The sequence below is a fragment of the Corynebacterium sp. 122RC1 genome (assembly GCF_024580955.1).
In the GTDB taxonomy this organism is placed as follows: domain Bacteria; phylum Actinomycetota; class Actinomycetes; order Mycobacteriales; family Mycobacteriaceae; genus Corynebacterium; species Corynebacterium kozikiae.
Genome location: NZ_JANIKD010000017.1, coordinates 1 through 24,774, shown reverse-complemented (window position 1 = coordinate 24,774; position 24,774 = coordinate 1). Strand labels below are relative to the sequence as shown.

Sequence of the window (24,774 nt, the reverse complement as noted above, 5' to 3'; positions counted from 1 at the left end):
GGCGCACCCCGACGCTTTTTCTTCCCGCTGGGCCCCTACCCCTAGGTCCCTATCCGTTAGGCCCCTTCCAGCAGGCGCTGCCCCCAGAAGCGATCCTGCCCCTGCGTCTGGCCGACCCCGGGGAAGATGGCGTACACGGCGGAGCCCACATGGGTGATCCACTCATTGAGCCGGTCCGATTGGTCCAACCTGCGCTGAATCGGAATAAAGGATGTCCGTGGGTCCTTTTGGAAGCAAGCAAAAAGCAGTCCGGCGTTGCTGAGCTGTTCACTGCCAGGCACCGGCGGCTGGAAATAGTTGTACGCGCGCCGGCGCATCCTCTGTTCCGGCTGGTCACCAGGCGGTGCGGCGAGCGCCATGTGACTGCGGGGATCAATCACCGGCAAGCCATGTTCGTCGCGCGCGTCAAAGTTTGCCTGATCAAACTCATCACTGCCACCAAGGGGCGCGCCGGTGTCCAATGTGCGGCCAACCGCGTTTTCGCGCGACGCACGATCCAGCATCTCCCAGGTGTCCAGGTTCATTGCAATGCGACGCAACACCATGGCGGTTCCACCGCGCAACCACAGCGGGCCTTCGTTGGCAATCCAGACCTGCTCATCAAACTCGATGTCGCTTCGCGGGTTCACCGTGCCGTCTTTTTGCCCAAACAGGTTGCGTGGGGTCTGCCCTGGCTCAAGCACCCCATGGGCGTTCAGGAAGCCCTGCTGCACCCAGGCCACCTGTGCGTAACTGACACCCGAGCGCACCATGTGCCGGCTGGCAAAAGCCACGTACAGTGGGTCATCGCCACAGATTTGCAGCATGAGGTCCGTCTGCCCGTACTCTGCGCTGAGCTGGTCCAAGGAAAATTCCGGCAGGTCCGCCAGCCATTCCGGACGTTCCTCCTGTTTCCCAATAATGCTGAAGAAGCGCTGCCCCACTCCGCAGGTGATGGTGAGGTTCGCCGGGGTGCTCACCATCTCCGGCTCCAGGGAGCCCACCGGGTTGCGCCCCTGAGTGAGCTCCCGTGCGTCCTCAGTCCACAGGCGCAGCAAGCGCGTGACCGCCGCCCGATCCACTCCCGCCCGCAAATTGAGCCCCAGGATCTCGCAATGCGCCTGCGGCGGTGTTGCGATGCCGGCCTGGTGCACGTCGTCAAACGCAACCGTTGCGGTCCCGAGGGTGCCCTGTGCACCGCTGCTTCCTGGAGCGCCTTCTGCTGCGGCGCCACTGGGCTGGGTGTCTGCCTGGCACGCCGCGGTTGCTGCGGTGGCAGTCACGGCGGTGGCGGCGAGGAAGGCTCGGCGGGTTACCAGGGCAGGTTGGGAGCTGGTCTGTTCAGGCATGGCGCTGGGGTTTCGCGGTGGAGGGTGGTGAGTGGACTAGTGTGCGTATTCTTCGTCACCGGCAGCGACAGTCCGCACTGGCACGTCGGTGAAGCTCACGGAACCGAGTTCGCTCACCTCGAGGGTGATGTCCGCGGTGTCACCAGCGGCAACGGGGGTCTCCACGCCCAGCACCATGAAGTGATCCGAGCCTGGCTCCAGCACCACGGTCTCACCCGCGGGAATCACCAGGCCGCCCTCTTTCTGCCGCATCTGCCCGTCCACAACCTCGTGGATCTCGTATGCCTGCGCGGGAATCGAGCCACTCAGACCAGTCACGGTGACGTCCTGCTCGGTGTTGTTGGTGAGCTCGCCGAAAATCGCGGTCATATCTGCATCCGCTGCCATTTCACGGATGTACGCGCCGCCCAACACCAACGCATTCTCGGCGTCCTCGGCGGAGGTTGCCGAGGAAGCGGCGGCGCTGTGCGGCACGGCGGCGGAGGTGGCGGTTTCCACCTTCATTTCGGAGTCGCGCTCGGAGGTGGTGCAGGCCGCCAGCCCCAACGAGGCCAGCACAATCGCGCCCGAGGTGAGCAGGTACTTCTTGACGTTGTTGTTCAGCATGTCTCTTCCTTGACTTAAAGATGGAGGTGAAAGGCTTAGAGCTTGGGGCGGCGCAGCACTACCGCCGCCACACCCGCCGCCGCAAAAATGGCAACTGCGGCACCCAGGATCAAAGGCAGGTTGCTGCCGCTTTCCGACGTCACCATGTCCTGATTACTCGGGGTTTCCTCACTAGCCGTTGGCGCGGGTGCGGGTGCGGATTCTGTATTGGTCTCGGTGGCTGCGCCGGCGTAGGAGAACTCGAAGCTTCCCCTGGTCGCATGGCCGTCAGACGAGGTGATCTGATAGCCGACGGTGTATGTCCCCGGGCTAAGCTGGAGATCTTCTGGCACCTCGATGGAGACATTTTGGCCTTCCACAGCGGGCTCACCTTCAAACACCACCCTGCCTTGAGCCTGATCCGTAACGGCAATGGTGTTGAAGCCATCTTGCACTTCACCGGAGAACACAAAAGAAATAGTTTCGGGGAAGGCCTCAACGGTAGTGCCCGCCTCCGGCGAGGTACTCAGCACCGAGTCATGCGCTGCGGCGATTCCAGCACCGAACGAACCTGCCCACAGCACCGCAGTTGCGGCTACGGCACCGGTGAAACGCTTGCCCATATTTGAAAATCCAATCCTCGAGTTTTGGGGTGTATTTGGGGACTCAACCCACTCATAGCACCACCCCACGCAATTCATCACAACCCCGTAGAGTGCATCTCCTTGGTTGTCCGTAGAAGACCATGAGCAAGAAAACACCAGGTGCGGGGTCGGTACAGCAGTAGTCGAAGCAGAATTGCGATAAGTTCCCCAGGCTAGGTGTGGGAAACATCTCACATCTTCGAGCGTGCCCGAGGCGTGTGCCGGGGGTTGGTGCTGAGGAGTTTTCTGGGAAACCGCCGACTACCGGTGGTTCAACTCCGATCTTTGGTGCCGCGGAACGCGTTGGTAGATAGCTAAAAGTCGATAGGGCGCCGCGTTGGTCGATAGGGCCCGCGATTTCGGGGGGAAAATCGCGCCCTATCGACCTTTAGGTATCGACCAACGCCTCCTTTCGACCAACGCGCAAAAGCCCCAGGAACACCCCACCCATTCCAACAACAAGCAACCCGCCGGGCAAAACGCCTCGGCGGGTTCATTCAAACAAATTGGTGGTCCTAGCTGGGATCGAACCAGCGACCTTTCCGGTGTGAACGGAACGCTCTTCCACTGAGCCATAGGACCGCAAGCACCACTTCTTCAGTGAAGCTCATCGTGCGTTGTTGCAAGACCTGCTCACAACAGGTTTTAAAGCTAGCACGGGTGCGGCATTCACACCTAATCCGCACGTTATCCACCACTTGCGCGCCACCCAGCGCGCACCAAACACCAAATCAACCAACCCCACCATCAACAGCGCACTCCACAGCACACTCCGTGCCGCAAACTCACCTCAACCACACCGCACACCCGCACCTTGCTGGGGATTTGTCTCAGGCGTGGAAGTCACGCTAATGTTGTTCATCGCAACGAAGGTTGCATGCGGATGTAGCGCAGTTGGTAGCGCATCACCTTGCCAAGGTGAGGGTCGCGAGTTCGAGTCTCGTCATCCGCTCCATTTCTTTTTATCCATCCGCCTTCACCATGAGGTGGCTCGGAGAATAAGGAATCCCGGGCGCGTTTAGCTCAGCGGGAGAGCGCTTCCCTGACACGGAAGAGGTCACTGGTTCAATCCCAGTATCGCGCACGGAGTCTTTTGATCCAGACTCCCCAAAAATACGGATCATGCGGATGTAGCGCAGTTGGTAGCGCATCACCTTGCCAAGGTGAGGGTCGCGAGTTCGAGTCTCGTCATCCGCTCTGGTACTTCGTACTTCGCGGTACCTGAGGCGGTAACGCCGCGGTGGAATGGCCGAGTGGTGAGGCAACGGTCTGCAAAACCGTGCACACGGGTTCGATTCCCGTTTCCACCTCGTACCGGCGCGTTTAGCTCAGCGGGAGAGCGCTTCCCTGACACGGAAGAGGTCACTGGTTCAATCCCAGTATCGCGCACGGAGTCTTTTGATCCAGACTCCCCAAAATACGGATCATGCGGATGTAGCGCAGTTGGTAGCGCATCACCTTGCCAAGGTGAGGGTCGCGAGTTCGAGTCTCGTCATCCGCTCCACCACACCCCCAAGTTCGTCTCGGTCTCGAGCGCTTGGGGGTGTTTCCGTACCCACGACCGTACCCAAACCCCATTAAGGCCTCCCATGCACGATGCACATTCGGCGCTGCTTTCCCGCCTGCTCGGCCCCACCAAGGACGTTGGCATTTCCGATGTCCGCGCCGTAGCAATCCAATCACTCAACGGCGCAGCAACGGTGGGCGGCACCTCCGGGGGCCTGGGCAACGAGCTCGACCAACAAGTGCTGCTCACAATGCGAAGCTGGGCCGACCTCATCCTGGTTACCGCCACCACGGCAGACGCGGAATCCTACGGCCCCGTGCAACTTTCCACAGAGGCGCAACAAAAACGCACCAACCGCGGCCAAGCCCCCTTGCCCACATTGGTGCTATGGGACCGCTCGCTCAATGCCATCAGGCAATCTGCGCACCTCCAGGAACTCGCCCAACACCCAAACACCGTAATTCTGACCCACACGAGCACTCACACCGCCAACTCTGAGCTCACACTCCCCCGCGCGATCACTTACCAGGGCGAAGGCGCCGAGGCCCTAGCGGCCCTGCGCGAGCATCTGCCCCATTCCGCACGGGTCAGCGTGGAGGGAGGGCCGCACGTGTACAGTGAGCTGCTGGGTGCTGGGCTCGTCGATACGCTTCACCTCAGCATCTCCCCTGTGATCAGCGAGCACATCGAGCATCCCTTGTTCGCCCCTGAACACGCAGTGCATTTGGAGCCGGAGTTTGTGCACGTGGAGGGCCTTATTTTCACGCGGCTGCGCGTGCGGCGCGGGGATGAGTAATCTGGGCAGCATGACTGATTTCAAGCTCATTTCCGACGCAGAATGGCGCCAGCGGCTCAGCGCCGAGGAGTACCGCGTGCTGCGGCAGGCGGGCACCGAAGCACCTCATGTGGGTGAATACACAAATACCACTACAGAGGGCATCTATTCGTGTAAAGCCTGTGGCGCTGAGCTGTTTCGTTCCACCGAGAAGTTCGACTCTCACTGCGGCTGGCCCTCATTCTTCTCGCCGTTGGCCGGTGACCGCATCATTGAACGCGATGACTTTTCACTCGGCATGCACCGCGTGGAGGTCCTGTGTGCCAACTGCGAATCACACCTTGGGCATGTATTCGCCGGGGAGGGCTACAACACCCCCACCGACCTGCGCTACTGCATCAATTCCATTAGCTTGACCCTCAGCGAGCAGCCGGTAGAACAGTAAAGCGCCACCGAAACCGGTGGCGCTTAGCCCTTGAACCTGCGTTCGTTATGGCAGCACAGCGATGAGCTCTGCCACGTCCTCTACGCGGCGTCCGGTGAAGAATGGGATCTCCTCACGCACATGCAGGCGCGCATCGGTGTAGCGCATCTGGTGCATGAGGTCCACGATGCGGTGCAGCTCGGGTGCCTCGAATGCGAGCAACCACTCGTAGTCGCCCAGGGCGAATGCCGGAACCGTGTTGGCGCGGACGTCTGCGTAGTCGCGTGCAGCTTGGCCGTGTTCGGAGAGGATGCGGCGGCGCTCCTGTGGGTCCATGATGTACCAGTCGTAGGAGCGCACGAATGGGTACACCACTACCCACGCGCCTGGGTCTTCGTGCATGATGAAGCTCGGCAGGTGAGACTTGTTGAACTCGCTTGGGCGGTGCAGGCCATTGCCGATCCAGAAGACCTCGCTGACCTGGCCCAGGACGGTCTCGCGGCGGAAGTCTGAGTAAGCCTTCTGCAGGGAGGTGAACTCTTCAGCGTGCCACCAGATGGCAAAGTCTGCTTCTGGGCGCCCGCCGGAGAGGTCGTAGATTCCGCGGACAGTGACCACACCTTCCGCCTCTAGTGCAGCGAAGAATTCCTGGGCCTGCGCAATGATTTCCGCACGCTCGGTACCCAAAGCACCTGGCAGGGATCGGAATGCTACGAACTGGGTGTAGCGCTGGACAGCATTGAGTTCATCAAAGTTGAGCTTTTCAGCCACGGTGGCGTTTCCTTTCTCAGGGATCTGGCACGGCACCGAGGCACAAAAGAACTCCGGCGTCTTGCCCGCGACACTCGATTTCGTGCCGCTTCAACACACAACGATATCAATCATAAGTTGTACCCGTGGTTTCTGGCCAAACACACCCCCTCTCGGCGTGCCTTCCCCTAAGCCACCGCAGTTGCGGATAGGTTGACACTGTGAATGAGATCCATGCAACGCCAAAGATCGCGCCCTCACCAACCCAGGTTGGCAGCGATCAGACGCCGCGTGAATTTTCCCAGGCGGTTGAGTCGATGCACAGCGCTCGTCTGCGCCCCGAAATCAGCTTGGGCACCATCCGCCCACCGCAACGCCTCGCCCCCTTCAGCCACGCTATCGGCCTCGAAATTCTCCATGAGGAGGAGCTTTCCGACGCCACCCGATTGGACACACACGGTGATGCGTTCGGTCGGCTCATTTTGCTGCACGATCCCGCCTCTGAGGAATCCTGGGAGGGCTCGATGCGCCTGGTGGCATACATCCAGGCAGACATGGACGATGCCGTAGCCAACGACCCCATGCTCCCAGATGTTGCCTGGGAGTGGCTCTCCGAAGGCCTATCCCAAGCTCAAGCCGAGCACACCAACCTCGGGGGTACCGTCACCTCCACGGCTTCCGTCCGTTTTGGGGAAATCGGCGGGCCACCACGCGCCTACCAAATTGAGATGCGCGCGTCCTGGACCGCCCAAGGCACTGACCTCGCTGCGCACGTTGAAGCCTTTTCCTATGTGCTTGCCAATGTTGCTGGCCTCCCGCCGGAGGGCGTGGTTGAGCTCGGGCCCCGGGCATAGTTTTGGGCACGTCCAACACCCAGGCCCACCAACGCAGCAAGCACAGTGAACGCACCTTCAGCACAACCGCCAGCAGACCGCACCTTTGTGCTCGCGGATACCCCCGCAGCAATTGAAGCAGCCGCAACGCACCTAGCCTCCGGGAGGGGAAGGTACGCTGTGGACGTCGAAAGAGCTCCCTCACACCAGTACTCCCCCGATGCCTGCTTGGTGCAGATCGCGCGTGAGGGCGCTGGGACCTTTTTGTTTGATGCTCACCTGCAACCTCAGGCCGTTGCCGAGCACCTGGCAACGCTTCTCAACGGCCAAGACTGGCTGCTTCATTCAGGTGCAAATGACCTTCCTAACCTGCACACACTGGGGCTGACCCCGGGATCCGTGGTGGACACGGAGATCACCGCAAGGATTCTGGATTTGCCCAAGGTGAACTTGGCCACGCTCGCGGAACACTGCGTTGGGGTGCACCTCGCTAAGGGTTTTGGTCAGGAAAATTGGGCTAGCCGCCCGCTCCCCACTTCCTGGCAACACTACGCGGCAATGGATGTGTTCTACCTCAATGCCATCGATGAGGTGTTGCGCCAAGAAATCCACGCCCAAGGTAAGCAGCGGATCTTCGAGGAGGAAATGGCCTGGCAAACGCACCTCTACCAGCACTTTCAATCCCCCTCCCGCACATGGTTGGACATCAAGGGCGTGCATCGCTTGCGCACGAGGCAGCAGCTCGCGGCGGCACAGGCGTTGTGGCAGGTTCGAGAGCGCATCGCCCAGGAACATGATCTTCCTGTGGCGCAAGTGTTGAAAGACTCCCACCTGATCACCTTGGCGTCCAAGCTTCCGCGGGGTTGGCGCGACGCCCAGCGGCTCCTTCCCCCACAAGCCACCCGACCAGCGTGGATGCATAGCTTTGTGGGGTGCATCCTGGACACCTTGCGCGCGCCGAAGCACAGCTATCCAGAACTCGCGCCCAGTTCCAGCTTCACCGCCGGCAGCGACCACATCAAGGTGCCACCGCGCAACCAATGGCAGGCGCTCGCCCCGGATGCGTACAAGTGCTACGGCCAAGTGGAGGCTGAGCTGCGGGAAATCGCCAGTTCCCTTGACGTCCCGCTCGACATTCTGCTCACCCCCGCCGTACTCAGGGAGGTTGTCTGGAGTGCGGTGGTGCTGGGGCAGCTTCACAATCGTTCGCAGATTCACGACGCGCTCAGGCAGGCAGGTGCGCGGCCGTGGCAGCGCGAGGCGGTGCTCGAAGTGCTTGTGCACGCGCTCATCGACCAGCGTGCATAAGGGCGCGAGCCTAAACTTCTGCGCTAGTCCTCCGTGCTGGCGAGTTCACCGAAAAGCTCGCTGATCCACTGTGTGCTTTGCTCTGCAATGCCCTCTGCGTTCATGCCAAAAGCATCCATGAGCTGCTCACGCGTGGCGTGCTCTGGGAAAACTTCGGGGAAGGCGATATTGCGCATCGGGGTGTCGATGCTCGCTGCGTTGGCGGCGGAGGCGATCAGCGCCCCAATGCCACCGTGGACCACGCCGTCTTCCACCACGATCACAAGGTCGTGGTCGTCTGCGAGGGCGAGCACCGACGCCCGCACTGGTGCCACCCAGCGAGGGTCGATCACCGTCACGCCAACGCCTAATGCTTCGATTGCCGGGACTGCTGCCTTGACCTCGGTTGCCATGGGGCCAACGGCCACGATGAGCACGTTCGGGGTGTCCTCCGAGGCGTCTGCCGCGTCGGTGTAATGCAGCACCTCCACGCCGTCTTCAAGCACGCTCAGTGGCTCGATGACCTCCGGAAGATTGCCCTTTGGGAAGCGCACCACGGTTGGCCCAGAGGTGATTTCCAGGGCCTCATTGAATTGCTCCACCAGGGCTTCGCCGTCACGGGGTGCGGCGATTTGAATCCCGGGAATGATGCTCGCCAGGGAGAAGTCCCACACGCCGTTGTGGCTGGCACCGTCGGAACCGGTGATCCCGGCGCGATCCAGCACAATGGTCACGGGCTGGTTGATGAGTGCCACGTCCATGAGTAATTGGTCGAATGCGCGGTTGAGGAAGGTGGAGTAAATCGCTACCACTGGGTGCAGGCCGCCCAGCGCCAACCCTGCCGCGGAAGTGACGGCGTGTTGTTCGGCGATGCCGACGTCGAAAAAGCGCTTGGGGAACTGCTCACCGAATGCCGTGAGCCCGGTGGGGCCTGCCATGGCTGCGGTGATTGCGACGATGTCCTCGCGGCGTTTGCCCGCCTCCACGAGTGCCTTGCTGAACACTGAGGTCCAGCCCGGGCTCTTGGTGCCCACGGGTTCTCCGGTTTTGGGGTTGATGACCCCGGTGGAGTGCATCAATTCGGCGACGTCGTTTTCCGCAGGCGCGTAGCCTCGGCCTTTTTCCGTGACAACATGGACGATGATTGGGCCTTCATAGTCGCGGGCGTAGCGCAGGGCGTGTTCTACGGCTTTGAGGTTGTGCCCGTTCACGGGCCCCACGTACTTCATCCCGAGCTCGGGGAACATTTCCGTGGGGAACACAGTGGAGCGCACCCCCTCTTTGAAGGCGTGCAGCGCTTCGAAGGTGCGTTCCCCCATCCAGCCCAGGGATTTGAGCGTGGACTTCCCTTGTTCCATCACCTTGTCGTAGAAGGGCTTCATCCTGAGGTCAGCGAGGTTTTCCGCAAAGCCACCGATGGTTGGTGAGTAGCTGCGGCCGTTGTCATTGACCACGATCACCACGTTGCGTTCCTTGGAGGTGGCAATGTTGTTCAGTGCCTCCCAGCACATACCGCCGGTCAGGGCGCCATCGCCCACCACTGCGATCACGTTGCGCTCTGGAGTGCCTTGAATCTCAAAGGCCTTAGCAAGGCCGTCGGCATAGGAAAGCGCTGCTGAGGCGTGAGAAGATTCCGTCCAGTCATGCTCGCTCTCTGTACGGCAGGTGTAGCCGGAGAGACCACCTTGCTGGCGCAGGTTGTCAAAGCCCTCCATGCGCCCGGTGAGAATCTTGTGGACGTAAGACTGGTGCGAGGTATCAAAAATGATGGCATCAGCGGGCGAGCTAAACACCCGGTGCATCGCAATGCTGAGCTCCACCACACCCAAGTTGGGGCCCAAGTGCCCGCCAGTGGCGGAGACCTTTTCCACGAGAAAGTCGCGGATTTCTCTGGCGAGCTGTTCAAGCTCTTCACCGCTGAGCTTCTTGAGGTCTGCGGGCGAGGAAATGCGTTGAAGGATTCCCATGGGTGAAACGATCGCACCTTTCTCTACATACCGATGTCCTGCCCGATGCCGCGGTAAGCACCGCAGGTGGCGCTCCACTGAGGTGAGTACGCCACAGGGTCATTGAGTTCGCCACAGGGACGCAACAACAGGATCTCCCACGCCGAAGTGCGGGGCTGGCCACACTCCCCAGCAGCACGAATGCCACTTAGGCGCAGACGCCCGCGCAGTGCGGGCACAAATCTACTTGCATTCTACAAGCTGGCTTCCAAAAACTGTGTTTCTGGCGGTTTGTGGCACTCGTTGTGGCCCTCATTGTGTCACTCGTGGCTTGAGCGCACGGGGCGCAACCTGCCGAGCGTTTCAAAATGGTGGGTCCCTGGAAAAGCATTGACCACCTGCACTTCTTCCAGTTCGTACCCGGCTTCACGCCACGCCAAGGCGTCTCGTGCAAACGTTGCCGGATCGCAGCCTATGTGCACCACAATGTTGGGTTGTGCCGCCGCAATCTGGGCGATCACCTCAGCACCTGCCCCTACCCGCGGCGGATCCAGCACCACTGCGTGTGGCGCGAGCAGGCCCTTGACGGCCCGTTCCACCTTCTCACTGTGGAAACGTACCTCGAAGCCGTCCACCTGCGCATACGCCTGTTTGCCGGCTGCCGCAGCCTGGGGTGCAAGCTCCACAGACTCCACGAGGACAGAGGGGACGGCGGTGTTGGCATCTGGGCGTATCGACGCCAACCCATCGCCCAAAGCCGCCACAAAGGCTCCTGCGCCGCCGTACAAATCCCAACCGACGAGCCTTGCGGCCTGGTCTTGCTGAAGTTCCAGCCCAGCAGTGGCCCCATCCCACTTTCTTACCCACTGGAAAATCACGTCCGCATACAACTGAGCTGCCCCTTTGTGGGCTTGCCAGAAGGCGGTGGCTGGAAGCTCAAAGCGGACATCGCCCACCTGCTCCGTGACAATGCCAGAGCCAAGAACTACCCGTTCCGTGCGCTCGGCGCGCTTGCCGCGTGCGGGTGCGGTGACTTCCACGATGTGGACCTGGCCGAGGGCATCGAGCACACCCACAACCTCACTGCCGGGAGTGAATCGTTGTGCAAAAATCGCATCAGCTAACTCTTGGGGCATTTGTGCACACGGCACGCCTGCAAGCACCTCACGGGAATGGAGCTTGCGCACGCCTGCAACACCTGAGCTGTCCACCCCCAAACGCACTCGGGTGCGCCACGCCGTTGGTTCCCCAAACGCAGCTTGGCTAATCTCTGGCAACTCGGCAAACCTGCCCACTTTCTGAAGCTGCTCGCGCAGCACTTGGGTTTTCAACTCAAGTTCGCTGGCTGGGTTCAGGGCTCCGAAGTCGCAGCACCCACCGCCCTGTGCGGCCGCCTGGCAGCGTTGCTCACTACGGCTCGGAGAAGCCTCGAGGATCTCCACCGCATGACCGCGAGCGAATCGCTTTTTTACCTGATCCACGCGTACCAACACTTTGTCCCCAGGGAATCCTCCTTGGACGAACAACACTTGGCCGGCCACTCGGGCGATGCCCTCCCCACCATGGGCCATGGTGGTGATGAGGGCTTCGAGTTGTGCCCCCACTTCTAATGCGGGTTGGTGCTGGTCCATGATTGCCTGACTTTTCAAATGTGCTCGGGGGGAGAGTCCGGGGAGAGTCTCAGTGAATGGTTGGTGTGGGGCGCAGCGTTGTTGGCCTACTCCTGATTTGGCTGCTGCTCCTGCTGAGCTTGCTGGTTCTGCTGAGCTTGCTCGTTCTGCTGCTGTGCCCGGCGCGTCATCTCTTGCTGCACCTGCTTGGCAAGCGGCTCAGGCAGGGTTACTGGCAGTGAGTTGCCCGCAAGGATTGGGTTGTTGCCGCGGACCACAAAGGTGCGTGCCACTACTTCACGGGCGAGTTCAGCCATGGCTTCGGCCTTGTCTGCGGGCGCTGCGGTGGTCATGCGCAGCATCCAGCGTGGGCCATCTACACCAATGATGCGGATGATGCCTGCGCCTTCCTGCTCTGGCTTGCCCACAATTTCACGCCCCCACGGGCCCTGTTCGATGGTGACGTGCAGGTTTTGGGCACGCATGTCCTCTGCTACCACCTTGGTGTGCTCGCGCCAATGCCCATCCGTTTTGGAAGCTGCGAAGGCAACTGGGGTGAGCCTGCCATGCTCGGTGAGGATGTGCAGCATCTTTGGCCCCTGTGGACCCATCTCTACCTGCACTTCGCTGGGGCGTGGAAGCGCCACGATGAGCGAGCCGAGGTTCAAGACGCCGTCGGAGAAATCGGAGAAATCGAACTCCTGGGGGTTCACCAGGCCCGCGTCGTAGGGGCCCATTTCCCCGCTCACGGGGTCGTGCGCAACCTGCTCGTCTGCGTGAAAATCACCCACCTGGGTTGCTTCAACGGCCTCGGCCGCAGGGGTTTCTCCCTCAATTCCAGCGGCCGGGTGATCTGTGGTTGGTTGATCGGCGGTTGGGGTTTCGTCGGTACGCTTCTTGGAAAATGGCCACGCCATAATTAATTCTTCCTTTTACATTTCGGTTGGCTTCTCAGGGGTCTGGGCACTGGGCCTCGCGCGAAGGCAGATGGCTAATTGACGCCCGTGGAACCGTAGCCTTGGGCGCCACGGGTGGTGGAATCGAGTTCTTCCACCTCAATGAACTCTGGAAGTTCCACGCGTTGAATCACAAGCTGCGCAATGCGCTCACCCCGGGTGATGGTGATCGGTTCAGAGGGGTCCAGGTTGATCAGGCACACTTTGATCTCACCGCGGTAGTCGGCATCAATTGTGCCCGGGGTGTTCACCACGCTCAAGCCCTCTTTCAGGGCGCGCCCACTGCGAGGATGAATCAGGCCGACGGTCCCCAGCGGCAGGGCTATGGCTACGCCCGTTCCGACGAGCACCCGGTGGCCAGGAGCGATCACAGCATCCGAAGCCGCGTAGAGGTCCACACCTGCGTCACCGCGGTGTGCACGCACCGGCATAGGGAGCCCTTTATCCAGGCGCTGCAGGGAGACCTTCTTCACCTCGAGGAGGATTTCAGGAGGCTGTACTTGTAGATCTGGTTGCGCTTGTTGCAAGTTGTCTTCCACCCAAACAACCCTACCTTCCCAAACCCAAACATCTCCCCTCTGCCGGATTCCGCCTACGGAGCCGGGAGCGAAAGCAAGCCGCGGGCTGGGCGCACATGCGTTGGGGGATTTACCGGGATTCCAACTTTAGTGGGATACACTTGCTGCTTGTGACGCAACAGCAAGACTCTTCCCAAATCAAGGTGCTCTACAGCGAACGGCAGTGGGTGCCGTGGTATTGGTGGCTCATCGCCGGTTTTTTGGTTGCTCTGCTCACCGCGCAATTTGCCATGAACCGCGCGGAAATCTGGCTGTATGTACCTGCGGTGCTGCTCAGCGCCGCAGCGGTGTGGATCCTGCTGTCTCTTTCCGGGACGCGGCTGCGCGTTGAGGAGGATTCCACCGGCGTGAGGTGGCTCGTGGCAGGCGAGGCCAACCTACCACACACGGTGGTTTCCCGCGCGCTCGCGGTTCCTTCCAACGCGAAGCGCAGCGCAATGGGGCGTCAATTGGACCCCGCCGCCTACCTGGTGTCCCATGGCTGGGTGCCCGAAATGGCAATGCTTGTGCTCGACGACCCGGAAGACCCCACCCCCTATTGGCTGATCTCCACTAAAGACCCTGATGCCCTCTTGGAGGCGTTCGTTCCCGACGTCACGCACGCGCGCAGCGCGGAACAAGTTGGACAATAAACACGAAAAGGCGCCCCACGATCGTCAATGATCATCAACAGTGGTGGGGCGCGGGATTTGAAGCGCTATGCGCAGTCTCGGCAGATAACCGAGCCGTCATCCTCTACATGGTCAATGAAGCTGTTGCGCTGCACCAGGAAGCAGGATGAACAGGTGAACTCGTCAGCCCTGCGTGGCTCCACCTGCTTGACATCCAAGCCTTCACCGGAGACATCGATCGCGGGGAACTCATAGGAGTCGATGAGCTCGCCGTCGTCGTCAACGTCACTCTTATTTGCCTCCGCGGCCTTGAGCCCCTCCAGGGAATCGGTTTCAAGATCGTCTTCCATGCGGCGGCGCGGAGCGTCGTAGTCAGTCGCCATAATCGTTGTCCTTTTTGTTCAAGGCGGAGTAAGGAGCAGTGCCTTCTTTGCAGGCGAGTCTTATCCCTTCCCTTTCCTGCCCGGGTCCGTTCCTGCTGACCAAAAGCCTGGACTTGAGGTTGGAAAGGTTTGGAAATTTTGGGAATTTTCTTGAGCCGCCCACATGCGTGTGCAGCGCGCGTGTGCTACTTCCTACCACCACATGCGTTGGTTGTCGAGGCGCATATTAAAAGAACTTCCCCTTTTTGTCACCTCAAGGCGCGAGGGGGCAAAGTTTACCCCTGCACAAACCCCTCAGAAACACCCAGAAAAATATGCCGTGAAAAGCAAAAATGCACATTTTCTACCCTAAGGGAAGATTGCCCCCGATCACCCGTTCCAAGGCGCGGACGTTCTCCAGTTGTCCACCAACAATCGCCGCACCATCGGCCCCTGGGGTGTCCAGCTTGGGGCGGTGAATCGCCAACCCCGCCTCCGTTGCAATAAGCGCACCTGCGGCAAAATCCCAGGAGTGCAGCCCGTGCTCAAAATACAGGTCCACCTGCCCGGCTGCGAGCGCACACAAGTCAAGTGCGGCGCTCCCCATCCTCCGGACGTCGCGCACACGCGGTAGCAATTGCGTGAGCAGCTCGGCCTGGGCAGCCCGCCGTTGCGCGTTGTAGGAAAACCCGGTGGCAAGCAAGCTCTGCTGCAGCGGCGCGGGGCGCGGCCCTGCCAACACTTCTACACCTCGCGCGTTTACCGCAATCGCGCCGGACCCTTCCACAGCAGCGTAGAGCGTGCCTGTGGCCACGTTCACCACCACACCAACGAGCAGCCGCTCCCCCTCCGCAGCAGCAATCGACACTGCATATTGGGCAATGCCGTACAAAAAGTTCACGGTGCCATCAATGGGGTCCACATACCAGGTGACTCCGCTTTCCGACGCAGCCTGGGCCCCCTCCTCCCCCACGAAACCATCGCGCGGACGGGCAGCAGACAAGGACCCCACGATGTGTGCTTCTGCTTGCTGATCCACCACCGTCACCGGGTCCACCTCAGAGCTCTTCGTACTGGTGTACGCGGTGAGATCGCCGAGCTCCCCACGGGTGCGTGTGATGAGTTCTGCTGCGCTTAATGCAGTGCGAACTGCGAGTTCGAGCAGCTCCAGCTTCTCCCCCTCCGCCCTCTCCACCCCTTGCTCCGCCCTGCAGCCTTGGGTGAAGTGACGCTGGGCGGCGTCGGCAATTGCCTGGGAACCGGGTGTCATGAATGTCATGTTTTTCAAGGATATCCCTAGGGCGCGGGGTTGGCGCGGCGGCGGGAGAGTTCTGGCTACACTGTTGGGCATGACGAACATTGGTTTTGGCATTGACATTGGCGGCTCCGGCATCAAAGGCGCCAAGGTAGACCTCTCCACCGGTGAGTTCATCGGTGATCGCATCAAAATCCTCACTCCTCAGCCAGCTACCCCTGAGGCAGTGGCTGCAACAGTGGCCGAGATTGTGCAGCAGGCGGAATGGGAAGGCCCGGTTGGCATCACGATCCCCGCAGTGGTGCGTGGCGGCGTGGCGCTGACCGCGGCCAACATCGATCCTTCCTGGGTGGGCACGGACTGCAACGAGCTGTTCACCGAAGTACTTGGGGATCGTGAAATCAGTGTGCTCAACGACGCCGACGCCGCGGGCCTTGCCGAGGTGAACTTTGGTGACCCACGCGCGAAGGAAGGCGCAGTCATCCTGCTTACTTTCGGCACGGGCATTGGCTCCGCCCTACTTATCGACGGCGTGCTGTTCCCCAACTCCGAACTCGGGCACATGATGGTTGATGGCGCTGAGGCTGAAAGCTTTGCCTCTTCTTCAGCGAAGGACCGCGAGGAACTGAGCTATGGCAAGTGGGCCAAGCGCGTCAACACTGTTTTGGCTGAGTACGAGCGCCTGTTCTGGCCTTCGCTGTTCATCGCCGGCGGTGGCATTTCCCGCAAGGCGGAAAAGTGGATTCCCAAGCTCGAGGTGAACACTCCCGTAGTCCCTGCTGAGCTGCGCAACCGCGCTGGCATCGTAGGTGCCGCAATGGCAGTTGCCGGGCACGTTCACCCGTAAGTGGGCGCAGCCCCAGCACCCACTGGTTGGGATTGGGGCGCTAAATCCGGCAGTTCAAAGCGCCGCTCAGCACAAAGATGTGCAACTTGTTTTATAATGGCGCTTTGTTCAATTCATATTCAATCCACTTTCTCAATAGTTTCGTGGGGGCTCACCCTCCCCCACTTGCCATTGAGTGCCGCACTCGGCGGAGGCGTTCCAAACCGGCATCCCTCCCCGCGGGGCGTACACCTTGACCGTTGAAACTACTCACCCCGACGGCCAGTTGCATGCCCTGTAGTGCAAAAAGAAGTTTTCCAACTCCGAGCGAAAGGGCGTTCGTGGCAGCCACTGACTCTCCCGAGAATGCAACCGCTGAGGCAAGCGCGGATCAAAGCACCGCGAAAAAGACCGTGAAAAAGGCAGCCAAGAAGTCTGCCCGGAAGGTTGCCCGCAAGGTAGCACCACGCGTTGAGGCAGCAGACGCCCAGCCATCAGCGGACTCCACCACGGCCGGCGCCCGAACCGACGCCGCTACCGACGCCGGCGAGGAACGCAGCGCGGCCGAAAAGCCAGCAAAGAAGACGGCAAAAAAGGTTGCGGCGAAGAAGACAACCAAGAAGGCTACGAAGGCGGCTGCGAAGAAGACCGCGAAGAAAGCCACCAAGGCCGCAAAGAAGACGGCGAAAAAGGCCACTTCTCGCGCGACCAAGGCAGAAGGTTCCCCGGAGGCGGAAGACAAGGAGGAGCTAGCAGGGGCGCTCGGCGCTGATGGCGTTGTTGAGGCCGACGTTGATTTGGACGCTGATGTAGACGCTGACCTCGACGGCGACCTGGGCGACGACCTTTCCGAAGACCTTGACGAGGACTTCTCCGATGACGAGGAAGACATCGAAGGCGGCATCAACGAGATCGATGAACTCGGTGGCGGCGACGATGAAGAAGACGAGGACGACGAAGAAGACGCCGGCGCAGCCGTCTGGGATGAGGACGAGAACGCGAATCTGCGCCAGGCACGCAAGGACGCCGAGCTCACCGCATCTGCGGACTCCGTGCGCGCGTACCTCAAGCAGATCGGCAAGGTAGCTCTGCTCAACGCCGAACAAGAAGTGTCTCTGGCAAAGCGAATTGAAGCCGGCCTGTATGCCACCTACCGCATGGAGCAGATGGAGGAGGCATACGCCAACGGCGACAAGGACGCTAAACTCACCCCCGCAGTCAAGCGTGACCTCCGCGCAATTGCCCGTGATGGCCGCAAGGCAAAGAACCACCTCCTTGAGGCGAACCTGCGCCTCGTGGTGTCTTTGGCCAAGCGCTACACCGGCCGTGGCATGGCGTTCTTGGACCTCATCCAGGAAGGCAACCTAGGCCTGATCCGTGCGGTGGAGAAATTCGACTACACCAAGGGTTACAAGTTCTCCACCTACGCAACCTGGTGGATCCGCCAGGCCATTACCCGTGCGATGGCTGACCAAGCCCGCACGATCCGCATCCCAGTGCACATGGTGGAAGTGATCAACAAGCTTGGTCGTATCCAGCGCGAGCTGCTGCAGGACCTCGGCCGCGAGCCAACGCCGCAGGAGCTGGCCAAGGAAATGGACATCACTGAGGAGAAGGTGCTGGAAATCCAGCAGTACGCCCGTGAGCCCATTTCCCTGGACCAGACCATCGGTGACGAGGGCGATTCCCAGCTCGGCGACTTCATTGAGGACTCCGAGGCCGTCATCGCCGTGGACGCCGTCTCCTTTACCCTCCTGCAGGACCAGCTCCAAGACGTGCTGCACACGCTCTCCGAGCGCGAGGCCGGCGTGGTGAAGCTGCGTTTTGGCCTCACCGACGGCATGCCGCGCACTTTAGACGAAATCGGCCAGGTCTACGGTGTGACCCGTGAGCGTATCCGCCAGATCGAATCCAAGACCATGTCGAAGCTGCGCCACCCATCGCGTTCGCAGGTGCTGCGCGATTATCTGGACTAGCACAGCGCGAAACGACGCCACCAGGTGTGTTGGTAGACCTGGTGGCGTCGTTTCGCGTTTCGGTGCTGCGGCTACGCCTGCTGCACTGCCGCGTCGAGGGCAGCGAGCCCACGGCTGAAGTCATTACCGATGGAGCGTTCCATCTTCATCACTTTGAACATCACCTTCATGAACGCGCTCTGCTTACCGGTCATTTTCCAGGTGACCTCAGTGTGCTCATTGTGCTCACCCACCGAGACGAGCTCGAAGTGGCTGCGGTTCTGCGCCGGGAAGGGCTTGATGAATTGGATGTCCACCTCAACCAGGGTTGGGGTGTCATGGACAACAGTCATGCGGCCCTCACCAGCTTTTTTGTTGCCCACCCAGTGCATCTGGGCGCCGGGGCCAGACTCCGGGCCGGTGTAAGTCTGGGTCATCTCTGGATCAAGCTGCTGCCACGGAGACCATTGCTCCCAGGCATGCAGGTTATTGATCATCGAACGCACCTGCTCAATCGAAGCGTGGATCGTTGCGCTGCGCTTCATTTCAAAATTGTTCACCGGCAAAGCCTAACACCCACAGCGGCTATGGCACGCACCACGAGATGCCTACCCCGCCGGCGCCCGCCTACCACTGCCGCAGGTAGTCAATCCTCGCCTGAAGCTGCTCCGCGGAACACAGCGCGGTTGCCGGACCCCCGCATGCCTGGCGCACCTCGGTGTGGATTGCACCGTGAGGGCGCCCCGTGCGACTAGCGGCGTGGGCTACCAGGTTGTTAAGTTCCTTGCGCAGCCGTGGGATGACCTGGCTGGCCACCTCCTCAGCGCGTGCCTGCTCGTTCGGCGCTGCGGACGCGGCGGCACCCGATGCCGAAACGGATTGTGCGCCAGGTTGCTGTGCTGCTGACCTTTTCAAGCTCTGGCTTTCGATTTGCTCCGCCTGGCGTTTTTGCAGCAGCGCCCGCATCTGTTCCGCATCCAAGAGCCCGGGCAGGCCTAGGTAGTCCGCCTCCTCCGCGGAACCAGCGATGGCGCCGGTTCCATAGGAGGAGCCGTCGTAGATCAGGGCATCCAGCTCCGCCACCGCACCGAGCGACTCAAACTTCTTCAATTCATCGGGCTCTGAGAGTTTCCTGTTTGCTTGGGCAAGCAAGTCATCATCAAAGCCTTCCTTTTCCCGGTGCGGCTTGCCCAGCACATGGTCACGGGATTGCTCCAGCTTGGCGGCCAATTCCAGCAACACCGGCACGGATGGCAGGAACACGGAGGCGGATTCGCCCTGGGCGCGCAGGCGCACAAATCGGCCGATCGCCTGAGCGAAAAACAGCGGGGTGGAAGAGCTGGTGGCGTACACGCCCACGGCAAGACGGGGCACGTCCACGCCCTCGGACACCATACGCACCGCAACCATCCACTCATCCGCACTGGCGTTGAACTCTTCGATTCGTTCGGAGGCCCCGGCTTCATCAGAAAGCACCACCGCAACCGGGGTGCTGGACATGGTGGCCAGGATCTTTGCGTAGGCGCGCGCGGTTGTCTTGTCCGTGGCAATCACCAGGCCACCGGCATCAGGGATGTGTTGGCGCAGTTGCGTCAAGCGGGTGTGCGCCGCCTGCAATACGGCTGGGATCCACTCACCCTTGGGGTCAAGGGCTGTCTTCCACGCCTTGGCGGTTTGTTCCGCGTTCAGCGGCTCGCCGAGCCTCGCCTCAAATTCCTCCCCGGCGCTGGTGCGCCAGCGGGCTTCACCGGAGTAGGCCAGGAACACCACGGGGCGCACAACGCCGTCGGCAAGCGCATCGGAATAGCCATAGGTGTGGTCCGATTGGCTGACCAGGTGCCCCTCACCGTCTTCTTCGTAGCGGACAAAGGGGATGGCGGCATCGTCGGAGCGAAATGGCGTACCTGTCAGCGCGAGGCGGCGCTCGGCGTCCGCGTAGGCCTCTCGGATGCCGTCGCCCCAGCTCTTGGCGTCACCGCCGTGGTGGATCTCATCGAGGATCACCAGGGTGCGCCTGGCGGTGGCCACGGCGTAGTGCTTGTAGGGGTGCATGGCAACCTGGGCATACGTCACCACCACACCTTGGTACTGGGGATTGATCGCATCGGTGTTTTTGAACTTGGGGTCCAGTGCGATCCCCACCCGTGCCGCAGCGAGCGCCCACTGCACTTTCAGATGCTCCGTGGGAACCACCACGATCACTCGGTCCACCGTGCGGTTTCCCAAAAGCTCCGTGGCAATGCGCAGCGCAAAGGTAGTTTTTCCAGCGCCAGGGGTTGCCACGGCCAGGAAGTCTTTTGGCTTTTCGGTGAGGTACTTCTCCAATGCTGCTTGCTGCCAAGCGCGAAGGTTGGAACTCACTTTTTCCGCAGACCTCGGTACACGCGTTCGCAGTCAGGGCACACGGGGCTGCCCGGCTTGGCTTGTTTGGTCACCGGGAACGTTTCCCCACACAGCGCCACCACCATGCGGCCGGATACGGCAGATTCCACGATCTGATCCTTCTTCACATAGTGGAAAAACTTTGGGGTGTCATCATCCGTCCCGTGGTCTTCCCGGATTTCGGGACGCTCAATCGTTTTGGTGCTCGTACTCACCCCACCCATATTGCACCACTTGGAGCGTTCACGCACACTCAAGGGCTAGGCTATGAACCATGTCCGTTTCAGGCCCCGATGAGGTGTGGCACGATGACCCCGCGCAAGCCGAGCAGCACCGCACGGTCAGCCCTGCTCGTCGCCTCTGGCGCAGGCTTCGGGGTCACAGGGCGGCTTTGGTCACGGATGCCAGGCGCTCCGCCCAGGAAAACTTGCGTCACCGGGAACGGGCCTACGCTTGGCTGCAGGGCCTGCGTATTCCTTTTCTTCTCGCCGCCGGAGCCACGTATGTGTGGTTGGAAAATTGGTGGCTGTCCTCCCTGCTGTTCGTCATCTCGGTGCCCCTGCCTTGGATCGCCGTGGTGGTGGCCAATGGAGTGGGCGAGCCCCGCGATTCCCGCGCGCCCAAAGTGTATAAACCCGCGGTGGCACGCTTCGAGATCGAGCAACGCTCCACACCCGCACTGCCCCAAAGCCCGCCCGAAGGCCGCGATGCTGAGATCATGATTTACGACGACGCCAGCGCCACAGCCCCCACGCAGCAAGCGCGGCCTAGCACCCCTCCCTCAGCCTGAGTGCAGGACCTATTGCGACCGGAAATATTTGAAAGAAAACGAGGAACACCCCTGTGACTGCACACCTTCACCTCGCGGCAGCACTGCTCGCTGAGTTCTTCCGCTCGGTGGGCTACACCCCCTCCGGACTGGAATCCTTGTTGGGCGCCGCAGCCCTCGCGGCACTCCACCGCGGGGACCCTGCCTCGGTGAGCTTCGCCCTGCGTGAGAATCACACCCCACAGGCGCAGGCAGTCCGCGTGTTTGCTTTACACCAGGGCATCACCCCAGAGGAGCTCGCAGCGCTGTTGGGTGCAGATCTGGCAGCCACGCTCCAGGAAACGGGTGTACTCGCAGCAGCTACGAACGCGGGCGCTTCAGCGGAATTGCTCTACGCGCAGTTTGATATCCGCCCTCATACGATTGCGGGTGAAGACCATTGGGTGTTTTCAGACCGCGACGCCTCCATCATCTACCAGCACGTTCCCAGTAGTGACCATGTGCTCGGCGTGGGCGCCGCAAGCCTTTCGTTGTTGTCCGTCACCCCCACTTCCCCGGTATCGAGCGTGCTGGATCTAGGCACCGGCTCGGGCGTGCAGGTGTTGGGCCAGCTCGGATGCGCCGAACAGATCGTCGCCACAGACGTCCACCCGCGCGCGCTCGATCTTGCCCGTGCCACCTTGGCCGCGTCGGCAAGCGGCACTGACATCACCTTGGCCGAGGGAAGCTGGTTTGAGCCTGTGGCGGGGCGGCGCTTCGGACGCATCATCGCGAACCCACCGTTTGTGGTGGGCCTTGGGCAGGTAGATCATGTGTACCGTGATTCCGGGCTGGATTTGGACGGCGCCACAGCCCTGGTGACCAGCCAAAGCCCGGAGCACCTGGAGCTTGGTGCAACAGCATTTCTGCTGGGCAGTTGGGTGCACACCGCGAGCGAGCGAGCCCAGGCGCGCATCGCTTCCTGGCTGCCCTCCCACGGCGTGCGGGCCTGGGTGCTGCAGAGGGATATTGCTGACCCAGCACTGTATGTGCACACGTGGCTGCGCGATGAAAGCATCGACCCTCGCTCCCCCGAAGGCCAACTCCGCGCAACCGCCTGGCTGGAGCATTTTGCCCGACGTGAGGTGGAGAGCATCGGTTTTGGGTTCATTTTCCTGCACAAAGTGGACGAGGACACTCCGAGCGAGTTGGTGTTTGAAGAGTTCAACCAGCAATTTTCCGGCAGCCTGGGCCAAGAGGTGGAGGAATACTTCACCCGAGCACAGTGGCTCAGCGAGCAAACCCCCGAGGATCTTTTGGCTGCGCGTTATCAGGTGCGCCCGGGCCTCGCGCTGGAGGAAGTGAGTGTGCCTGACGACGCAGCCGGCCAGGGCTTCCGCAATGTGGTGCGGCGCCTCACCCGCACCGAGGGGCCGCGGTGGACGCATGAGATTGATGAAGCCGTGCAGACTATTGTGCAGGGCCTGCACCCGCAGGGGCTAGGCTTGGAGGAAATTGGGGCGTTATATGCGCTGAGCCAGGGTCTCGGTGAGGAAGAGTCGGACGAGCTTGTGAGCGAGCTGCCGCGACTGATTGCTGATTTGGTACGGCATGGCCTAGTAATCCCTGCCGAGCTTGTGGAATAGGTGGTGATTCTCAGTGAAAGCAGTGCTCACTCGGGTTAGTGAGGCAAGCGTTACCGTGGACGGTGAAGTGGTGGGAGCCATTTCCGCCCCAGAGACTGGTGGGGTGCTCGCGCTGGTTGGCGTGGGCAGCGAGGATGCGCCCGATGCTTGGGAAACCATGGTGCGCAAGATTGCGGAATTGCGAATCCTCGAAGGCGAGCTCAGCGTGGAAGATGCCGGCGCGCCCGTTTTGTTGGTCAGCCAATTCACGCTGATGGGAGCTACCAAGAAAGGCCGGCGCCCGTCTTGGTCCGCCGCGGCGAAGTCTGAGATAGCGGAACCCGTGATGGACCGCATTGCGCGGGGATTGCGCGAGCGCGGGATTCCGGTGGAAACGGGGCGCTTTGGGGCGATGATGCGGGTCTCCAGCGTCAATGAAGGACCCTTTACTTTGTTGGTGGAGTGCTAGCGCCGCGAACGCGTGTGCCCCCATGTGGGGGCGGAGTGTGACGTCGGAAGGCAGCTCTTTTGCAGCAAATTTTGTGCCGCATGGATGGCTCGGGAACTTATTTCAAGGCAAGTCCGTTGGGCTGTGTAGAACCGCGGTAAGGGCGCTGTGCACACCACGCATGGGCAGCCTGTTTTGCACTGTCATTCGGTGCGCTGCTGTGAACGCAGGAAGACAACCGCGCAACAACGGCTTTGAAGGAGGCGAGGATGACCAACCCATCCATGCAGGAGATTGAATCCGAAGAGGTTGACCGCGGAAGCCGCCGCGGCCATAGCAATGACAACCCCTCCGCAGACCTGGTCCGCGTGTACCTCAACGGTATTGGTAAGACCGCGTTGCTGACGGCCGAGGACGAAGTTGAGCTCGCCAAGACCATCGAGGTTGGCCTGTATGCAGAACACCTCCTGGAAAACTCAGATCAACCGCTGACTCGAGCGATGAAACGTGACCTCAAGGTGCTTGTCAAGGATGGCCGCAAGGCCCGCTCCCACCTCCTTGAAGCGAACCTGCGCCTGGTAGTTTCACTGGCGAAGCGCTACACAGGCCGCGGCATGCCCCTGTTGGACCTCATTCAGGAGGGCAACCTAGGGTTGATCCGCGCCATGGAGAAGTTCGACTACTCCAAGGGCTTCAAGTTCTCCACCTACGCCACCTGGTGGATCCGCCAGGCCATTACCCGCGGTATGGCAGACCAATCCCGCACCATCCGCCTCCCAGTGCATTTGGTGGAGCAAGTCAACAAACTTTCGCGCATCAAGCGCGAGATGTATCAGCAGCTCGGCCGCGAAGCTACCAATGAGGAACTCGCCGAGGAGTCGGGGATTGAGGAAGACAAGATTGACATGCTGCTGCGGCAGTCCCGTGACCCAGTGAGCTTGGACATGCCCGTGGGTGCTGATGAGGAAGCCCCACTGGGTGACTTCATCGAGGATTCCGAGGCAACCGACGCAGAATCCGCAGTTGTAGCTTCCCTACGCCACTCCGACATCCGCGACGTCCTGGACACCCTTGAGCAGCGTGAACAAGATGTGATCCGTATGCGTTATGGTCTGGACGACGGCGTCCCTCGCACCCTGGACCAGATCGGCCGCGAGTTCGGGCTCTCCAGGGAACGGGTACGCCAAATTGAACGTGAAGTGATGAGCAAGCTGCGTGACGGCTCACGAGCAGACAAGCTGCGCGCCTACGCTGTGTAGGCCAAGTCGGTTCGGAACGAGGTGGCTGGCTCTCACAGTCGGACCTTTCCTCCACCTCTACCTCCGCCCAAGCTCCCGCC

At 61.0% G+C, this 24,774-nt stretch carries 24 protein-coding genes and 7 tRNA genes; 17 read left to right on the top strand and 14 right to left on the bottom strand.

The window, feature by feature from the left end; genetic code table 11:
* Positions 1-56: 56 nt before the first annotated feature.
* From NQ050_RS08745 to NQ050_RS08730, 4 genes are all read right to left on the bottom strand, one after another.
* The gene (locus NQ050_RS08745; RefSeq protein ID WP_257038913.1) at positions 57-1,328 is read right to left on the bottom strand and encodes a Dyp-type peroxidase; all 1,272 of its coding nucleotides are present in this window, start codon (positions 1,326-1,328) and stop codon (positions 57-59) included.
* A 36-nt stretch (positions 1,329-1,364) separates the two neighbouring features.
* Entirely contained in the window at positions 1,365-1,934 is a 570-nt protein-coding gene (locus tag NQ050_RS08740; protein ID WP_257038912.1) for a copper chaperone PCu(A)C, read from the bottom strand.
* A 35-nt stretch (positions 1,935-1,969) separates the two neighbouring features.
* Positions 1,970-2,536, bottom strand: a complete 567-nt coding sequence (locus NQ050_RS08735; protein ID WP_257038911.1) for a copper resistance CopC family protein — start codon at positions 2,534-2,536, stop codon at positions 1,970-1,972.
* A 528-nt stretch (positions 2,537-3,064) separates the two neighbouring features.
* Positions 3,065-3,139, bottom strand: a tRNA-Val gene (locus NQ050_RS08730).
* A 297-nt stretch (positions 3,140-3,436) separates the two neighbouring features.
* Between NQ050_RS08730 and NQ050_RS08725 the strand changes: the two genes are divergently transcribed.
* The 8 genes from NQ050_RS08725 to msrB all read left to right on the top strand — a co-directional run bounded on the left by NQ050_RS08725 (position 3,437) and on the right by msrB (position 5,284).
* A tRNA-Gly gene (locus NQ050_RS08725) sits at positions 3,437-3,512 on the top strand.
* Positions 3,513-3,569: 57 nt separating this feature from the next.
* Positions 3,570-3,641, top strand: a tRNA-Val gene (locus tag NQ050_RS08720).
* Positions 3,642-3,681: 40 nt separating this feature from the next.
* Positions 3,682-3,754 (top strand) — tRNA-Gly (locus NQ050_RS08715).
* Between the two features lie 42 nt (positions 3,755-3,796).
* A tRNA-Cys gene (locus tag NQ050_RS08710) sits at positions 3,797-3,867 on the top strand.
* 7 nt (positions 3,868-3,874) lie between these two features.
* Positions 3,875-3,946: transfer RNA gene (locus tag NQ050_RS08705), tRNA-Val, on the top strand.
* Between the two features lie 39 nt (positions 3,947-3,985).
* Positions 3,986-4,061, top strand: a tRNA-Gly gene (locus NQ050_RS08700).
* Positions 4,062-4,146: 85 nt separating this feature from the next.
* Positions 4,147-4,860, top strand: coding sequence for a dihydrofolate reductase family protein (locus NQ050_RS08695; RefSeq protein WP_257038910.1), 714 nt, complete (start codon positions 4,147-4,149; stop codon positions 4,858-4,860).
* Between the two features lie 10 nt (positions 4,861-4,870).
* Entirely contained in the window at positions 4,871-5,284 is a 414-nt protein-coding gene (gene msrB, locus NQ050_RS08690; protein WP_257038908.1) for a peptide-methionine (R)-S-oxide reductase MsrB, read from the top strand.
* Positions 5,285-5,329: 45 nt separating this feature from the next.
* On the opposite strand, the gene hemQ is transcribed toward msrB, so the two are convergent.
* A complete protein-coding gene (gene hemQ / locus NQ050_RS08685) occupies positions 5,330-6,034 on the bottom strand; it encodes a hydrogen peroxide-dependent heme synthase (protein WP_257038907.1) in 705 nt (234 codons plus the stop codon).
* A gap of 200 nt (positions 6,035-6,234) precedes the next feature.
* Between hemQ and NQ050_RS08680 the strand changes: the two genes are divergently transcribed.
* Both NQ050_RS08680 and NQ050_RS11270 read left to right on the top strand, forming a co-directional pair.
* On the top strand, positions 6,235-6,867 hold the full coding sequence (locus NQ050_RS08680; RefSeq protein WP_373456448.1) for a DUF3000 domain-containing protein: 633 nt from the start codon (positions 6,235-6,237) through the stop codon (positions 6,865-6,867).
* A gap of 45 nt (positions 6,868-6,912) precedes the next feature.
* Positions 6,913-8,154, top strand: a complete 1,242-nt coding sequence (locus NQ050_RS11270) for an HRDC domain-containing protein (RefSeq protein WP_257038906.1) — start codon at positions 6,913-6,915, stop codon at positions 8,152-8,154.
* Between the two features lie 23 nt (positions 8,155-8,177).
* On the opposite strand, the gene dxs is transcribed toward NQ050_RS11270, so the two are convergent.
* From dxs to dut, 4 genes are all read right to left on the bottom strand, one after another.
* On the bottom strand, positions 8,178-10,100 hold the full coding sequence (dxs, locus tag NQ050_RS08670) for a 1-deoxy-D-xylulose-5-phosphate synthase (protein ID WP_257038905.1): 1,923 nt from the start codon (positions 10,098-10,100) through the stop codon (positions 8,178-8,180).
* Positions 10,101-10,399: 299 nt separating this feature from the next.
* A complete protein-coding gene (locus NQ050_RS08665; protein WP_257038904.1) occupies positions 10,400-11,710 on the bottom strand; it encodes a class I SAM-dependent RNA methyltransferase in 1,311 nt (436 codons plus the stop codon).
* Between the two features lie 86 nt (positions 11,711-11,796).
* A complete protein-coding gene (locus NQ050_RS08660) occupies positions 11,797-12,606 on the bottom strand; it encodes a DUF3710 domain-containing protein (RefSeq protein WP_257038903.1) in 810 nt (269 codons plus the stop codon).
* 74 nt (positions 12,607-12,680) lie between these two features.
* Complete coding sequence (gene dut / locus NQ050_RS08655; protein WP_257057928.1) at positions 12,681-13,118, bottom strand: dUTP diphosphatase; 438 nt, start codon at positions 13,116-13,118, stop codon at positions 12,681-12,683.
* A 215-nt stretch (positions 13,119-13,333) separates the two neighbouring features.
* Here dut and NQ050_RS08650 point away from each other — a divergent pair, with 215 nt between their 5' ends.
* Complete coding sequence (locus NQ050_RS08650) at positions 13,334-13,855, top strand: DUF3093 domain-containing protein (RefSeq protein WP_373456449.1); 522 nt, start codon at positions 13,334-13,336, stop codon at positions 13,853-13,855.
* 65 nt (positions 13,856-13,920) lie between these two features.
* On the opposite strand, the gene NQ050_RS08645 is transcribed toward NQ050_RS08650, so the two are convergent.
* The gene (locus tag NQ050_RS08645) at positions 13,921-14,217 is read right to left on the bottom strand and encodes a DUF4193 domain-containing protein (protein WP_257038901.1); all 297 of its coding nucleotides are present in this window, start codon (positions 14,215-14,217) and stop codon (positions 13,921-13,923) included.
* 343 nt (positions 14,218-14,560) lie between these two features.
* Complete coding sequence (locus NQ050_RS08640; RefSeq protein WP_373456450.1) at positions 14,561-15,466, bottom strand: inositol monophosphatase family protein; 906 nt, start codon at positions 15,464-15,466, stop codon at positions 14,561-14,563.
* 79 nt (positions 15,467-15,545) lie between these two features.
* Here NQ050_RS08640 and ppgK point away from each other — a divergent pair, with 79 nt between their 5' ends.
* Both ppgK and NQ050_RS08630 read left to right on the top strand, forming a co-directional pair.
* Positions 15,546-16,298 (top strand): polyphosphate--glucose phosphotransferase, encoded by a 753-nt coding sequence (ppgK, locus tag NQ050_RS08635; protein WP_257038898.1) that lies wholly within the window; start codon positions 15,546-15,548, stop codon positions 16,296-16,298.
* 320 nt (positions 16,299-16,618) lie between these two features.
* The gene (locus NQ050_RS08630) at positions 16,619-18,253 is read left to right on the top strand and encodes an RNA polymerase sigma factor (protein WP_257038897.1); all 1,635 of its coding nucleotides are present in this window, start codon (positions 16,619-16,621) and stop codon (positions 18,251-18,253) included.
* A 71-nt stretch (positions 18,254-18,324) separates the two neighbouring features.
* Here the strand turns inward: NQ050_RS08630 and NQ050_RS08625 are convergent, their stop codons facing one another.
* The 3 genes from NQ050_RS08625 to NQ050_RS08615 form a co-directional block, all read right to left on the bottom strand.
* Positions 18,325-18,792, bottom strand: coding sequence for an SRPBCC family protein (locus NQ050_RS08625; RefSeq protein WP_257038896.1), 468 nt, complete (start codon positions 18,790-18,792; stop codon positions 18,325-18,327).
* Between the two features lie 67 nt (positions 18,793-18,859).
* A complete protein-coding gene (locus NQ050_RS08620; RefSeq protein ID WP_257038895.1) occupies positions 18,860-20,593 on the bottom strand; it encodes a DEAD/DEAH box helicase in 1,734 nt (577 codons plus the stop codon).
* Positions 20,590-20,829 (bottom strand): DUF3039 domain-containing protein, encoded by a 240-nt coding sequence (locus NQ050_RS08615; RefSeq protein ID WP_257038894.1) that lies wholly within the window; start codon positions 20,827-20,829, stop codon positions 20,590-20,592. Before NQ050_RS08615 ends, NQ050_RS08620 begins: the two co-directional genes overlap by 4 nt.
* 59 nt (positions 20,830-20,888) lie before the next feature.
* Here NQ050_RS08615 and NQ050_RS08610 point away from each other — a divergent pair, with 59 nt between their 5' ends.
* From NQ050_RS08610 to NQ050_RS08595, 4 genes are all read left to right on the top strand, one after another.
* A complete protein-coding gene (locus NQ050_RS08610) occupies positions 20,889-21,404 on the top strand; it encodes a DUF3099 domain-containing protein (protein ID WP_257038893.1) in 516 nt (171 codons plus the stop codon).
* 53 nt (positions 21,405-21,457) lie between these two features.
* Positions 21,458-23,008 carry a methyltransferase gene (locus NQ050_RS08605; RefSeq protein ID WP_257038892.1) on the top strand — a complete coding sequence of 517 codons (1,551 nt, stop codon included), beginning with the start codon at positions 21,458-21,460 and terminating at the stop codon, positions 23,006-23,008.
* Positions 23,009-23,021: 13 nt separating this feature from the next.
* Complete coding sequence (gene dtd / locus NQ050_RS08600; RefSeq protein ID WP_257038891.1) at positions 23,022-23,456, top strand: D-aminoacyl-tRNA deacylase; 435 nt, start codon at positions 23,022-23,024, stop codon at positions 23,454-23,456.
* A 248-nt stretch (positions 23,457-23,704) separates the two neighbouring features.
* Positions 23,705-24,694, top strand: a complete 990-nt coding sequence (locus NQ050_RS08595; RefSeq protein ID WP_306428371.1) for a sigma-70 family RNA polymerase sigma factor — start codon at positions 23,705-23,707, stop codon at positions 24,692-24,694.
* The last annotated feature ends 80 nt before the right edge of the window (positions 24,695-24,774 follow it).

Bases quoted from the DNA above. Each gene is read 5' to 3' on its own strand.
- NQ050_RS08745 (WP_257038913.1), bottom strand. From the start codon at position 1,328: ATGCCTGAACAGACCAGCTCCCAACCTGCCCTGGTAACCCGCCGAGCC.
- NQ050_RS08740 (WP_257038912.1), bottom strand. From the start codon at position 1,934: ATGCTGAACAACAACGTCAAGAAGTACCTGCTCACCTCGGGCGCGATT.
- NQ050_RS08735 (WP_257038911.1), bottom strand. From the start codon at position 2,536: ATGGGCAAGCGTTTCACCGGTGCCGTAGCCGCAACTGCGGTGCTGTGG.
- NQ050_RS08695 (WP_257038910.1), top strand. From the start codon at position 4,147: ATGCACGATGCACATTCGGCGCTGCTTTCCCGCCTGCTCGGCCCCACC.
- msrB (WP_257038908.1), top strand. From the start codon at position 4,871: ATGACTGATTTCAAGCTCATTTCCGACGCAGAATGGCGCCAGCGGCTC.
- dxs (WP_257038905.1), bottom strand. From the start codon at position 10,100: ATGGGAATCCTTCAACGCATTTCCTCGCCCGCAGACCTCAAGAAGCTC.
- NQ050_RS08665 (WP_257038904.1), bottom strand. From the start codon at position 11,710: ATGGACCAGCACCAACCCGCATTAGAAGTGGGGGCACAACTCGAAGCC.
- NQ050_RS08660 (WP_257038903.1), bottom strand. From the start codon at position 12,606: ATGGCGTGGCCATTTTCCAAGAAGCGTACCGACGAAACCCCAACCGCC.
- NQ050_RS08645 (WP_257038901.1), bottom strand. From the start codon at position 14,217: ATGGCGACTGACTACGACGCTCCGCGCCGCCGCATGGAAGACGATCTT.
- NQ050_RS08640 (WP_373456450.1), bottom strand. From the start codon at position 15,466: ATGACACCCGGTTCCCAGGCAATTGCCGACGCCGCCCAGCGTCACTTC.
- ppgK (WP_257038898.1), top strand. From the start codon at position 15,546: ATGACGAACATTGGTTTTGGCATTGACATTGGCGGCTCCGGCATCAAA.
- NQ050_RS08610 (WP_257038893.1), top strand. From the start codon at position 20,889: ATGTCCGTTTCAGGCCCCGATGAGGTGTGGCACGATGACCCCGCGCAA.
- NQ050_RS08595 (WP_306428371.1), top strand. From the start codon at position 23,705: ATGACCAACCCATCCATGCAGGAGATTGAATCCGAAGAGGTTGACCGC.